Raw genomic sequence first — 12,861 nt, forward strand, 5'->3', positions numbered from 1 at the left:
TGCCCTCCCTTCCCCGTCAGGCTTGGCGCTTCTGCGCGCCGATAAGTGCGTCAAGCATCCGGACTTCCTCACTTGTCAGGTCCGTGAGCGGACTGCGTACGGGGCCGGCATTGAACCCCTGCAGGCGCACGCCGGCCTTGACCGCCGAAACGGCATAGCCCTTGGCCCGGTTGCGGATGGCCATGAAGGGATAAAAGAAATCCTTGAGGATGCGCTCGCAGGTGGCACGGTCGCCGCTGCGAAGGGCTGCATAAAATTCGTTGGCAAGACCGGGCACGAAGTTGAAGACGGCCGAAGAATAGGTGGTGAACCCGGCGCCGAGATAGGCCTCGGCAAACAGTTCCGCCGTCGGCATGCCGCCGAGATACATCAACCGGTCACCCATCCTGGCGGTGACCTGGCGCACCAGACCGATGTCGCCGGTGCCGTCCTTGAAGCCGATAAGGTTCGGGCATTCGTCGCAGAGCCGGGCGAGCGTATCGGGCTGCAGCACCGAGTTGTCGCGGTTATAGACCATGACACCGATGCCGACCGACCGGCAGACCTTCTTCACATGGGCATAGAGCCCTTCCTGCGGCGCATCGATCAGGTAGTGCGGCAGAAGCAGGATGCCATCCGCCCCGACGCGCTCGACCGACCGGGCAATCTCGACGGCCATCTCCGTGCCGTAGCCGCAGCCCGACACGATCGCCGTCTCCCCGGCCACCTCCTTGGCGGCTTTGACGATCTCTGGGATTTCATCCGGCTTCAGCGAGAAGAACTCCCCCGTACCGCCGGCGGCAAACAGCACCGGCGCCCTGTAGCCGGCAAGCCACGCCACATGCGCCCGGTAGCTGTCCGGCGCGAAACGGCCCTCCGCATCGAAATGCGTCACCGGAAACGAAAGGAGGCCTGAACCAAGAGCGGCCTTGATCTGCTCGGGGGTCATTTCGTGCGGGTCCTCCCTAAAACTCGACGTGCCCTACTAAGCAAGTCATCACACACATGTCAATATGTCATAATACATGTTGTCATATGACATATGGAGATTTTCAAATCACTCAGATCGAAGCGAAACGCTTTGACACGTCGGATCACAGCGCGAACCGTTCGGCGAAAGAGACAATTGACTGCCTCACTCATATTGCGAAGACGACGTATTATATGTTAGCCGATATCATATGATATGTTGGCGCGCCATTCTCGACGAACGCTTGCGCCGGCCGAGGGAGGACAGGCAATGGAACGACTTCTGATCACCGGCGCGGCGGGCCAGTTGGGCCGCGTCATGCGCAAAAGGCTGGCGCCCTTGGCAAGGACGATCCGTCTTTCGGACCGCGCGCCGCTCGATCCGCCGGGCGAAAACGAAGAATGCGTTCAGTGCGACCTCGCCGATGCCGGTGCCGTTCACGACCTCGTCACCGGCTGCGATGCGATCGTGCATCTGGGCGGCATATCGATCGAGCGGCCGTTCTTGGAAATCCTCGACGGCAATATCCTCGGCCTCTACAATCTCTATGAGGCGGCACGCGCCAACAACCAGCCGCGCATCCTCTTTGCCAGCACCAACCATACGATCGGCTACTATCTGCCAAGCGAACGGCTCGGCCCGGACGCACCCTACCGGCCGGACGGGCTTTACGGCGTATCGAAGTGCTTCGGCGAAGCGCTTGCGCGCATGTATTTCGAGAAGTTCGGCCAGGAGACCGCTCTGGTGCGCATCGGCTCCTGCCTGCCCGAGCCGATCAACTACCGCATGCTCTCCACCTGGCTTTCCCACGACGACTTCGTCTCGCTCGTCGAAGCCGTCTTCCGCGTGCCGGTTCTCGGTTGCCCGGTCATCTGGGGCGCATCGGCCAACGACGCCGGCTGGTGGGACAACGCCCATGTCGGCTGGCTCGGCTGGCGACCGAAGGACAATGCCGAGGTCTTCCGCGAAAAGATTGCCGAAAACACCCCGAAACCACAGCCGGGCGATTCTCTCGTGCGCTACCAGGGCGGCGCCTTCGTCGACGATCCGATTTTTTGAGACGCCGGCCTTGGCTCCCGACGCCTTTGCAGTCAGCCAGTGGATTGCGCCCTCGATCGGCAATGGCGTATCCAGACACCCAACAGCCAAGTCGCAGAAACGGTCATGCCCATGAGTAACGTCACCGCCCCCGACAACACAGCCGCTCAAGGCAGGACGCTGGTGGCCAAGGTGACGGACGCCCTTAGCGGCCAGATCGGCACCGGGCATTACAAGCCGGGCGACCGCCTGCCTTCGGAAGCGCAGCTGACCCAGGAATTCGGCGTGAGCCGCACGGTCGTGCGCGAGGCGATCGCGGCGCTGCGCTCCGGCGGCCTGGTCGAGGCGCGGCACGGCATCGGCGTCTTCGTGCTGGAACCTGCCCCTTCCACCCCGCTGCCGTTTCACGGCATCGACCTTGCGCGCGTCTCCTCGCTGATCGAAATGCTGGAACTGCGGACCGCCGTGGAAGGCGATGCCGCAGCACTTGCCGCCCTTCGCCGCTCGCCGGCCCAGGAAGAGCAGATCGCCGAAGCTTTCGACAGCTTCTGCGCCAGCGCTGCGGAGGGTCGGCCGACCGCGGAGGCCGACTTCAACTTCCATCTGGCGATCGCCCAGGCGACCAACAATCCGCGCTTCAGCGAATTCCTGCAGATGCTCGGCACCGCGCTCATTCCCCGTCGCGCGGTTTCGGCGAGCGGAGAGGAAACCGTTCTGGCCTCGGCGGAACTGTCGCGGCTGATCTCGGAGCACGAGGCGATCCTCATCGCGATCCAGGATGGAGACGAGGAACGGGCACGCAGCGCCATGCGCCAGCACCTCAAGAACAGCCAGGCGCGCTACCGCTCGATGTTGCGCGCGGCTCGCTGACGAGCCGCGCAGCCGGTGCGCTCAGGCGCGGCCGAGCCTTCGTATCTTGCCAACGAGTTCGTCCGCCAGGCGAAGGGCTGCCGCCGTTGCGCCGGCCATCTGCGGCATGATCAGCCATTCGAGCGTCCAGGCGGCGCCGGAGCGCTCCTGCTCATGCACCAGCGCATGGTGCATGCCGGAAAGCTGGGTCGCATTGAACCGGGCGAGCGACACCAGAACCTCTGCCGCCACCGGGTTCTGTTTGTGCGGCATGGCCGAGGAACCACCGCCGCCTGCAAGCTCGATCTCGTCGCCCTGCTGCGCCATCAAGGCGATATCCTGGCCGATCTTGCCGAGGCTGCCCGTCACGAGCGACAGGGCGCTGGCGAAGTCCGCCACCTCCGAGCGCTGGCTGTGCCATTGCGGAAAATCGGCGAGATCGAGTTCTTCGGCAAGCGTCGCACGCACGTCGTCCGCCCGGTCCTTGAGCTTTTCCAGCGTGCCCGCGGCGCCGCCGAACTGAACGGCGAAGAGATCGCGGTCCATGGCTTCCAGCCGGTCCTTGTGATCGAGCAGCGGCTCGATCCAGCTGCGCAGCCGGTCAGACACCGTGATCGGGATCGCTGCCTGCATGCGGGTGCGCCCCATCAGCGCGCGCTCGCCCCATTCGTTGTCGCACTCCTCGAGCACCGTGACGATGCCGCCGAGCCGGACGGCGAAAAGCTCGGCGACCGCCTTCATCCTCAGCATCAGGCTGGTGTCGATGACATCCTGGCTGGTTGCACCGTAGTGCACATAGTCCGCCGCCTCGCCGCCAACGGTGGCCCGCAGTTGCCGGATGAGTTCGGGAACCACGACCCCATCGCTCGCCACGGCGCGCTTCAGCGCATGGATGTCGGGCGAAAAGGCACGGCAGGCCTCGGTGATCCGGTCGGCGGCCTTTGCCGGAATGATGCCGTGCACGGCCTCGGCCCGCGCCAGCGCCGCTTCGAAGGCGAGCATAGCGTGGATGTCTGCGGAAGCCGTGAATTCGGCGGCAACCGCCTCATCGCCCAGGAGCCCGGAGAGATAAGGGTGGTCGAAGGCGGAATAGGTCATGGTTTCCCCGTTTCTGGTCGCGGATTGCGGCTCGCCGAACGAAATGCCACCTGCTGCTGGAATGCCGCCCGTGTGGCACTCCATGTCCAGGCGTGACACTCCTGTTCAGATGTCGAGGAAGACCGTTTCCTTCTCACCCTGCAGGTGAATGTCGAAGACATAATTAGGCGCGCTTCCGGTCGCGACAAGCGTCGCGACGCGATGACGATGCTCGATGCGCGCAAGCAGCGGGTCGGCGGCATTGGCCTCTGCCTCATCCGGGAAATACATGCGGGTGTGAAGCCCGACATTGATGCCGCGCGCCACGATCCAGAAGGTGATGTGTGGCGCCATTTGCCGATCGTGGCTATAGGGAACTCGACCCGGCTTCACGGTGTCGAAGGAAAAGATCCCGTCTTCGGCGTCCGTTGCACACCGCCCCCAGCCGGTGAAGTTGACGTCCGCCGCACCGCGGATCTCGGTTGGCGAGTTGTAGAGCCCGGCGGCATCCGCCTGCCAGATTTCGACCAGTGCGTCCTTCAGCGGCGCGCCCGCCCCGTCGATGACCCGACCGGTGATGGTGATGCGCTCGCCGCGCGTCTTGTCGTTGACCATCCGCGATCCGAGATCCGTTTCGTAGACGCCGGCAATGCCGCAGAAGTTCGGGGTCAGGCCGATATGCACATAGGGACCCGCCGTCTGCGAAGGCGTTTCCTTGAGGTAGCCAAGTTGCTGAACCATCAGTTGCCCTCCAGCCGGTTTTCAAACAGCGTCGAGCGGCGTCCCCGGAGCACGATGTCGAACTTGTAGGCGCGCGCATCGAACGGGATGGTGTTGGCCCAATCGAGCGGCGCGATCAGTTGCTCGACGGCCTGGCGATCGGGGATGGTGTTGACGATCGGACACTTCCAGATCATCGGATCGCCCTCGAAATACATCTGGGTGATCAGCCGTTGCGCAAACCCGTGGCCGAAGACCGAGAAATGGATGTGCGCCGGGCGCCAGTCGTTGACGCCGTTCGGCCAGGGATAGGGGCCGGGCTTGATCGTGCGGAAAGCGTAGCTCCCTTCCGCGTCGGTGATCGTGCGGCCGCAGCCGCCGAAGTTCGGATCAAGCGGCGCGAGGTAGCTTTCCTTCTTGTGACGGTAGCGACCGCCGGCATTGGCCTGCCAGAATTCGAGCAGGGCCCCCGGCACTGCGCGCCCGCGCTCGTCAAGCACGCGGCCATGCACGATGATGCGCTCACCGATGGCGCTCTCGCCGGGCTTGGCGAAGTTATGGATGAGATCGTTGTCGAGCTCATCGATGAGAGAATGGCCGAAGACGGGGCCGGTGATCTCCGAAATCGTGCCGTCGAGCGAAAGCAGCGCCTTCTGCGGCGAGCGCAGCACCGAGGTCTTGTAGCCGGGCGTCAGCGCCGGCGCATGCCACGCACGATCGCGCGGGAAGAAGGCGCCCGTTTCCGGCTTGCTGTTCGTTCTCTCGGACATCATCTTCTCCCGTCAGGCCGCAGCGCCGGCATCGATCTCGGCAAAGACCTGCTTGGCGATCTTGATCGCGTGATTGGCCGCCGGCACGCCGGCATAGATCGCCACATGCAGCAGCGCCTCGCAGATATCCTCGCGGCTCGCGCCGGTGTTGGTCGTCGCCCGCACATGCATGGCCACCTCGTCGTCCTGGCCAAGTGCTGCGAGCAGCGCGATCGTGACGATCGAGCGCTCGCGCTTCGTCCAGGTCGGCCGCGACCAGACATGGCCCCAGGCCGCTTCGGTGATCAGCTCCTGGAAGGGTCGATCGAACTCGGTGGAAACCGACTGCGCCCGATCCACATGATTGTCGCCGAGCACCGCACGGCGCGTGGCCATGCCCTGGTGATAGCGGTCGGAGGGCGCAGAAGCGTCACTCATGGGTCCTGTCTCCATGCATTGCGATTTCGAAGAAGGCGCGCAGCACCGCGGTAAGCGCCTCCGGATTTTCGACGCAGGGGATATGGCCTGCATCGCGAATGACTTCGTAGCGGGCGCCGGGAATGAGGCGGGCGGTCGAAAGCACCACCTCCGGCGGCGTCGAGCCGTCCTGGTCGCCGACGACGCAGAGCGTGGGCACGGCGATGCGCGCGGCGGCCTCCGTATAGTCGGCGTCGCGGATCGCGGCGCAGGTGGCCACGTAACCGGTGACCGGCTGACGGACGAGCATGTTGCGGTAGCCGACAAGGGCAGTGTTTTCCGGCCGGCGAAAGGCCGGCGTGAACCAGCGCTCGAGCACGCCATCGGCAATTCCCGCGATACCATGCTCCTCGATGGCGGCGATGCGTGCCGCCCACATCTCGGCGGTGCCTATCTTATGGGCCGTGTCGCAAAGGACGAGCGCCCGCACGAGGTCGGGACGCCGCTGATAGAGCGATTGCGCGATCAGGCCGCCGACCGAAAGGCCGCAGATGATCGCCTGCCGAACCGAGAGCATGTCGAGCAGGCCTGCAAGGTCGTTGGCATGGTCCTCGATGGCATAGGGGGGCGGCCCGATATCCGAGAGGCCATGACCGCGCTTGTCATAGAGGACGATGGCATAATCGCCGGCAAGGCGGACGACGACGTCGCGCCAGATGCGGAAATCCGTGCCCAGCGAATTGGCGAAAACCAGCACCGGCCGGTCGCCGGTGGCGCCGATTACCTGATAGTGGATCGTGATGTCGTTGATGCGGGCAAACTGCACGGGCTCTCTCCTCCGCCACCAAATTGGATATTTAATCTGGTTAGGTAAAATGATATTTCATGGCATTTCATTAACTTGAGGGTTATGAATTCCATGATCGACGCCCGGGTCAAGTTTCGCCATCTGCAGACATTTGTCGAGGTCTCCCGGCAGAAGAGCGTGATGAAGGCAGCCGAGCTGCTGCATGTCAGCCAGCCGGCCGTGACCAAGACGATCCGCGAGCTGGAAGAAGTGCTTGGCGTCGCCGTTTTCGAGCGCGACGGGCGCGGCATCAAGATAACACGCTATGGCGAAGTGTTCCTGCGCCACGCCGGCGCGGCCCTGACGGCGCTGCGCCAGGGGCTTGATTCGGTGTCGCAGGAACGCGCCGGCGACGGCGTGCCGGTTCGCGTCGGGGCGCTGCCGACCGTCTCGACGCGGATCATGCCGCGCGCCATGACGCTGTTTCTCAAGGAGGAGACCGGCGCGCGCATCAAGATCGTCACCGGCGAGAACGCCGTGCTTCTCGAACAGCTGCGCGTCGGCGATCTCGATCTCGTCGTCGGACGGCTTGCTGCTCCGGAAAAGATGACCGGCTTTTCGTTCGAGCATCTCTATTCCGAACAGGTGGTCTTTGCCGTCCGGGCCGGGCATCCGCTGCTTGCGGGCGCGCATTCCACCTTTGCACGGCTCGCGGATTTCCCGGTGCTGATGCCGACGCGCGCCTCGATCATCCGCCCCTTCGTCGAGCGCTTCCTGATCACCAACGGCATCGCCAGCCTGCCGAACCAGATCGAGACCGTGTCCGACGCCTTCGGTCGTGCTTTCGTCAGGGCGAGCGACGCGATCTGGATCATTTCCGCCGGCGTCGTCGCCGCCGATGTCGAGGACGGCACGATCGCAATCCTGCCGATCGACACCAGCGAGACGAAGGGTCCGGTCGGCCTGACCATGCGCGCAGACGCAGCACCCACGCTCGCCCTTTCTCTGCTGATGCAGACCATCCGCGAGGCCGCGGCGGCGATCTCGGCCAAGCTCTAGCCGCACCACGCCGATTGGCGAGGTCACCTTGCGGTCATCTCGCGCCGGCAACCGCTCCAGCATCCAATATTCGGCTGCTGCTTAGCAAGCCGGCGGCCTGCACCAGCGGATAACCGGCCGCGGCGATATCGGAATTGATCCGGTGGAGGTCGCGCACGAGATCGATGAAGAGGGCATTGTCTCTTGCACCGGCCGCCGTCTCCGCATGCTCGCCGCCAAGATGCCGCCGGACGATTTCGTCCTCGAGTTCGCGGAAACGGTCCTTTTGTGCCGCCAGGCGGGAGGCTGCCGTAACGTCCCTGGACGAGAGGGCCGCAGGCAGCAATCTCAAAGAGGCCGCGATCACCTCCGAGAGCGCCTCGATCGCCGCGCGCTGGCTCGCGGAAAACTGGATGTTCTGTTTGATCTTTACCCGAATGCGATCGGCAAGGCTCAGCTTGATGACGTCGCCTGCATGTTCGAGATTGCTCGCAAACAGCATGATTTCATGGGCCCTGCTGGTCTCTCCGGCCGGCAACCCGTCCTGGGTCAACTGTCCGAGATAGGCGTGAACCGACGCCATGTAATTGCCGAGCCGCGCATCGACGGAAAGCAGCTCCTTCAGATTTTCCAGCCTGCCGGCCTGCAAGGACGTCAGCGCCATCCGGAACATGCGCTCCAGCAATTCGCTCATGCGGATCGTTTCCGTCGTTGCGTTGCTGAGCGCGATTGCCGGCGTCTCCAGCGACATGCTGTCGAGATAGCGGGGGGATGCCAACGGATCGGCGGCGACCGGCGTCGGCGGGACAAGCCGCTCGACAAGACTGACGACGAGCGACGACAGCGGCAGGAACACGGCCGCGACGATCAGGTTGAAGGTGACGTGAAGGCCGACGGCGACGTGCAACGGATCCGTGGGCAGACGGCCGGCAATCTCCACGATCTGCCGTGCGAAAGGCAGCAGCGACACGGCCAGAATGCCGCGGCAGAAGAGATTGGCGATCGGCAGCTTGCGGGCGGGTGGCGGCTGGTCGAGCGTTGCGCTGACGGCCGGCAAGCCGCCGCCGAAATTGATCCCGAGGATGAGCGGGACGGCGCCTGCGACTTCGAGGCTGCCGTTCATCAGCAGCGAGGCGACGAGCAGGATGACGGCGAGCGTCGAATGGAACAGCCATGCGAGCATCGCGCCGACGAGGAAGCCGAGCACCGGCTCGGTCGCAACCGCTTGCAGGACGTCGTGGAAAAGTGTGGCTTCGCGCAACGGCGCGGTCGCCGACACGATCACCTTCAGGGCCATCAGCATCAGGCCGAGGCCCATCAGGATGCGGCCGGCGTTTCGTGGCCGAAATTCGCCGGACACGCTGAACGCGACATAGCCGGTCAAGAGAAACAGCGGAGAGAGCACGCCGGCAAGCGACGAGCCGGAGGCAAAGAGGCCGGAGACGAGCGCCGAGCCGATATCCGCGCCGAGCAGGACGGCAAGTCCGGTTTGCGCCGAGATCGCGCCGGCACCTGCAAGCCCGGCGACGATCAGCGCCATCGCCGTGGCGCTGCCGAGCACGGCGGTGGCAAGAACCCCGCCACCGAAGGCGGTCAACCGGTTCGACAGGCGTTCTTCGACAAAGCGCTGCAGCCGGTCGCCCCAGCCGCGCATGACGCCGGTGCGCACCATGCGCACGCCCCACAGAAGCAGCGCCACGCCACCCAGAAGTTCCAGGATAACCAATGTTCCGGAGTTCATCTCATGCCCCTCGCCGCAAGCTTCAATCCGCGACAAAATCGTCGGGTGCGACGGATCCGATGTTGTAGCCCTCCAGCTGCGCGGCCATGCTGCCTTGCCGCGGGAAATGCAGGATGGTCGCAGTCCCCGGCGTCACCGGGACGACGCGCGAGGGAGGAAGATCGAGGAACTCGTGGCAGGCGGCGCGCACGACCCCGCCATGGGCGACGACCAGCAGGTCCCCCTCGGTGCGCGACATCCAGTCATGCACGCCCTCGGCCACGCGGCCACGGAAAGCGCCCCAGGTTTCGCCATTGGCCGGCGTGAACGTGCCGGCGCGCCAGGCGGCATATTCCTCCGGGCGCTCGGCGATCAGATCCGGCTTTCGCCGTCCCGTCCATTCGCCCATGTCCAGTTCGCGGAAGCGCTCGTCGGTCGGCGCGTCCGGATGACCGATGAGTGCCACCGTCTGCCGGGTGCGGCCGAGATCGGAGGCGATGATGCGGACCGGCTTCAACGCCTTGGCATAGGGCCGAAACCGCCTCACCTGCGCGACCCCGCGCTCGGACAGGAGCGAGTTGTCCTGTCCCTGGAGGCGTTGTTCGGCGTTCCACTGGGTCTCGCCGTGGCGCATGAGGATGAGCCTCATTGATGGATCCTTTCTCCGGTGGCGGCGAATACCGCGTCGGGCGTGCGAATGAAGGAAAGGGGGATCGTCTCCCCCGGGGTGGCGGTGAAGTAGCTGTCGGCCATCGCCGTGATGCGCAGGTCGCCGATCATGGCGGTCACCATGGTCCGGCCCGCGATCGGTGCCGCTTCGGCAAAGCGGGCCATGAGCGTCGGTACGCCGGCGACCGCGCCGACGCTGACGTCCTCGGCACGGTAGAGCAGTTGCGCCTCGTCGCGGCCGGCGGCCAGGGAAGCCGGCGCGAGCACCAAATCGCCGAAGACGAGGCCGTCGCCGACGCGGTGCACCGGTATCAGGTTTGCCGGCGGCGTGCCGAGGAAGGTCGCGACGAAGGTGGTCTGAGGATTGCGCAGGAGATCGATCGGCTTGCCGAACTGTTCGACGCGGCCATTGTTGAGCACGGCGACGTGGGTCGCCATGGTCATCGCCTCGACCTGGTCGTGGGTGACGTAGACCGATGTCGCGCCGGTGGCCCGGTGGATGCGCATCAGCTCGCTGCGCATTTCGATGCGCAGCTTGGCATCGAGGTTCGACAGCGGCTCGTCGAAGAGCAGGATGCTCGGCTGCGGCGCGATGGTGCGAGCGATCGCCACGCGCTGCTGCTGGCCGCCGGAGATTTCGGCCGGGTAGCGTTCGGCAAGCATGTCGATGCCGAGAAGCGAAAGCACTTCCCTGACGCGTTGTTCGCGCTTGTCGCGTGGCCATTTCGCGACCTTCAGCGGCCAGGCGATGTTGCCGGCGACCGTCATGTGCGGCCAGAGCGCATAGCTCTGGAACACGAGGCCGGCATTGCGCCGGCCGGCGTCGGCGATGACGCCGCCGGCACCGCTCGACACCGTCTGCCCGACGAAGGCAATTTCGCCTTCGCTTGGGCTTTCAAGCCCCGCCAGCATGCGCAGAAGGGTCGACTTGCCGCAGCCGGAGGGACCGACGAGCACGAGGAAGGAGCCGGCTGGCACGGAGATGTTGACGTCCTTGACGGCGGTGAAGGCACCGAACCGTTTGACGAGGCTGCGGATCTTGATGGCGTCCGCGGTGCCGGTTGCTAGGGCATTCATTGTGCTTTCCATTTCTGGACACGGTTCTGCAGGCTGTGGGCCACGAAGGAGGCAGCCAGGCAGACGACGAGGATGACGAGGGTGATGGCATTGGCAAACTGCATGAAGCCTTCCGCGGCGTAGCGGTAGGCGACCATGCTCAAGACCGGCGAGGTGGCGGTGAACAGGAGCACCACCAGCGAGAGATCCCGCACCATCTTGACGAAGACGAGGATCGCGCCGGCAAAGAGGCCCCGGATTACCAGCGGAAAGATGATCGCAAACAGGCGACGGATCAGCCCCGCACCGGTCAGCCGGGCGCTTTCCTCGATATCGGCGGAGATCTGGCCGAGCACCGACCGCCCCGACTGAACGGCAAAGGGCAGATTGTGCGCGGATGCCGCAATCACCAGCAGGGCGAAGGTGCCATAGAGCGAGGGCAGCGGCCCGATCGGTGCGCCGAAGAGCGCGATATAGGCGGCGGCAAAGGCGATGCTCGGCACCAAGAGCGGCAGGAAGGCGAGCTGGCTCAGCACCGTCGCGAGCAGGCTGCCGCGACGCTGCACGATGGTATAGGCGAGCGCCAGACCGAGCAGCATCGTGGTGAAGGCGACGACGAGCCCGAGGCGGATCGTGTTCCAGATCGCATCGATCAGCACCGGATTGCGGAAGATGCCCGCCTGCCCCTGCGCCATCTCGCCGCCGCCTTCGCCGATCCAGAAATGCAGCGTCCAGTTGGAAAAGAGCGCGCCGCTCTGCGGTGCCAGGCTCGATGCTGCCAGCACAAGGACAGGCAAGACGGTGGTCAAAAGTCCGATGACGACGGCGACGGCAAAGAGCGGCCAGCGCCAGGCGCCGAGCGGGAAGCGCTTCGTCCGCCCGCCTTTGCCGGTCACGGTGATGAAGGCCTTGCGGCCGGAGACGATACGGTCGGAGAGCCACAGGAACAGGGCCGACACCGCAATCAGCAGCAGCGCGAGCACGAAGCCACGTTCGTTCTGCCCGGTCTCGATCATGCCGAAGAGGCGGGTGGAAAGCGTCTGCATGCGCACCGGCAGGCCGAGCAGCGCCGGGGCCGCGAAGTTGGCGACGGCGCCGGCAAAGGTCAGCGACGCCGCCGCGATCAGCGCCGGCGTGACTACCGGCAGGATGATGCCGAAGAAGATGCGCGGGCGCTTGGCGCCGGCCATCTGGCCGGCCTCGACGAGATCGGCGCCGACCGAGCTCAACGCCGCGGCGATGATGGTATAGGCGAGCGAATAATAGTGTGCGATCAGCACGATCGCCGTCGGGATCAGGCCCCAGGCAAGCCAGTCCGGGATGGCAAGGCCGCTTGTTTCGAAGAAACCGGCCGAGCCGCCGAGACGCGAATTGCGAAACAGCGTGCCCCAGGCAAGTGCCGCGGCGAAGCTCGGGATCATGTAGGGCAGCGAAGCCATCAGGCCGAGGAAACGGCGCCCCGGCACGTCCGTCAGCACCACCAGCCAGGCGAGGAAGCCGCCGATGAGCAGGCAGCCGCTGGCGACGCTGAAGCCGAGGATCATGGTGTTGAGCAGCGGCCGCCACCAGAGATTGGTCGAGAGCGGACTGACGAGCACGGCCTTCCAGGCCGCGATGCCCTCGGGCGTCAGCGTCGTGAAGAGGATGCGCAAGAGCGGAGCGACGACCAGGATCGCGACGATGGCGACGAGAATTGCCGGCAAGAGGAACCCCGATCGGAGCAGCCGGCTGCCCGATGGTGCGGATATCGATAGGAATATCATGTGCGAGCCTCGGCGTCAGCCGGCACGTC

The 12,861-nt window shown here is 65.0% G+C and carries 13 protein-coding genes; 3 read left to right on the forward strand and 10 right to left on the reverse strand.

Going from position 1 to position 12,861, the window contains the following annotated elements; translation table 11 throughout:
* Positions 1–16: 16 nt before the first annotated feature.
* Positions 17–928 (reverse strand): 5-dehydro-4-deoxyglucarate dehydratase, encoded by a 912-nt coding sequence (gene kdgD / locus C1A35_RS32300; RefSeq protein WP_104668325.1) that lies wholly within the window; start codon positions 926–928, stop codon positions 17–19.
* Positions 929–1,219: 291 nt separating this feature from the next.
* Here kdgD and C1A35_RS32305 point away from each other — a divergent pair, with 291 nt between their 5' ends.
* On the forward strand, positions 1,220–2,008 hold the full coding sequence (locus tag C1A35_RS32305; protein WP_104668326.1) for an NAD-dependent epimerase/dehydratase family protein: 789 nt from the start codon (positions 1,220–1,222) through the stop codon (positions 2,006–2,008).
* Positions 2,009–2,119: 111 nt separating this feature from the next.
* Positions 2,120–2,857 (forward strand): FadR/GntR family transcriptional regulator, encoded by a 738-nt coding sequence (locus C1A35_RS32310; RefSeq protein ID WP_104668353.1) that lies wholly within the window; start codon positions 2,120–2,122, stop codon positions 2,855–2,857.
* Positions 2,858–2,878: 21 nt separating this feature from the next.
* Here C1A35_RS32310 and C1A35_RS32315 read toward each other — a convergent pair whose 3' ends face one another.
* The 5 genes from C1A35_RS32315 to pcaD form a co-directional block, all read right to left on the reverse strand.
* Positions 2,879–3,934, reverse strand: coding sequence for a 3-carboxy-cis,cis-muconate cycloisomerase (locus tag C1A35_RS32315; protein ID WP_104668352.1), 1,056 nt, complete (start codon positions 3,932–3,934; stop codon positions 2,879–2,881).
* Between the two features lie 105 nt (positions 3,935–4,039).
* Positions 4,040–4,654 (reverse strand): protocatechuate 3,4-dioxygenase subunit alpha, encoded by a 615-nt coding sequence (gene pcaG / locus C1A35_RS32320; protein WP_104668327.1) that lies wholly within the window; start codon positions 4,652–4,654, stop codon positions 4,040–4,042.
* Positions 4,654–5,403 (reverse strand): protocatechuate 3,4-dioxygenase subunit beta, encoded by a 750-nt coding sequence (pcaH, locus tag C1A35_RS32325; RefSeq protein WP_104668328.1) that lies wholly within the window; start codon positions 5,401–5,403, stop codon positions 4,654–4,656. The genes pcaG and pcaH overlap by 1 nt, the downstream gene beginning before the upstream one ends.
* A 12-nt stretch (positions 5,404–5,415) precedes the next feature.
* Positions 5,416–5,820, reverse strand: coding sequence for a 4-carboxymuconolactone decarboxylase (gene pcaC / locus C1A35_RS32330; RefSeq protein ID WP_104668329.1), 405 nt, complete (start codon positions 5,818–5,820; stop codon positions 5,416–5,418).
* Positions 5,813–6,625: a 3-oxoadipate enol-lactonase gene (pcaD, locus tag C1A35_RS32335; RefSeq protein ID WP_104668330.1), complete on the reverse strand. Its 813-nt coding sequence runs from the start codon at positions 6,623–6,625 to the stop codon at positions 5,813–5,815. Before pcaD ends, pcaC begins: the two co-directional genes overlap by 8 nt.
* A 93-nt stretch (positions 6,626–6,718) precedes the next feature.
* Between pcaD and pcaQ the strand changes: the two genes are divergently transcribed.
* Positions 6,719–7,645, forward strand: coding sequence for a pca operon transcription factor PcaQ (pcaQ, locus tag C1A35_RS32340; RefSeq protein WP_104668354.1), 927 nt, complete (start codon positions 6,719–6,721; stop codon positions 7,643–7,645).
* A gap of 34 nt (positions 7,646–7,679) precedes the next feature.
* On the opposite strand, the gene C1A35_RS32345 is transcribed toward pcaQ, so the two are convergent.
* From C1A35_RS32345 to C1A35_RS32360, 4 genes are read right to left on the reverse strand one after another with little or no spacing between them, the layout of a single operon-like run.
* On the reverse strand, positions 7,680–9,365 hold the full coding sequence (locus C1A35_RS32345) for a Na/Pi cotransporter family protein (protein ID WP_104668331.1): 1,686 nt from the start codon (positions 9,363–9,365) through the stop codon (positions 7,680–7,682).
* 22 nt (positions 9,366–9,387) lie between these two features.
* A complete protein-coding gene (locus tag C1A35_RS32350; protein WP_104668332.1) occupies positions 9,388–9,993 on the reverse strand; it encodes a histidine phosphatase family protein in 606 nt (201 codons plus the stop codon).
* On the reverse strand, positions 9,990–11,090 hold the full coding sequence (locus C1A35_RS32355) for an ABC transporter ATP-binding protein (RefSeq protein ID WP_104668333.1): 1,101 nt from the start codon (positions 11,088–11,090) through the stop codon (positions 9,990–9,992). The genes C1A35_RS32350 and C1A35_RS32355 overlap by 4 nt, the downstream gene beginning before the upstream one ends.
* Positions 11,087–12,832, reverse strand: coding sequence for an ABC transporter permease (locus C1A35_RS32360; protein WP_104668334.1), 1,746 nt, complete (start codon positions 12,830–12,832; stop codon positions 11,087–11,089). Before C1A35_RS32360 ends, C1A35_RS32355 begins: the two co-directional genes overlap by 4 nt.
* Positions 12,833–12,861: the final 29 nt, after the last annotated feature.

This window comes from Ensifer adhaerens, assembly GCF_002940685.1.
Taxonomy (GTDB): Bacteria; Pseudomonadota; Alphaproteobacteria; order Rhizobiales; family Rhizobiaceae; genus Ensifer; species Ensifer adhaerens_E.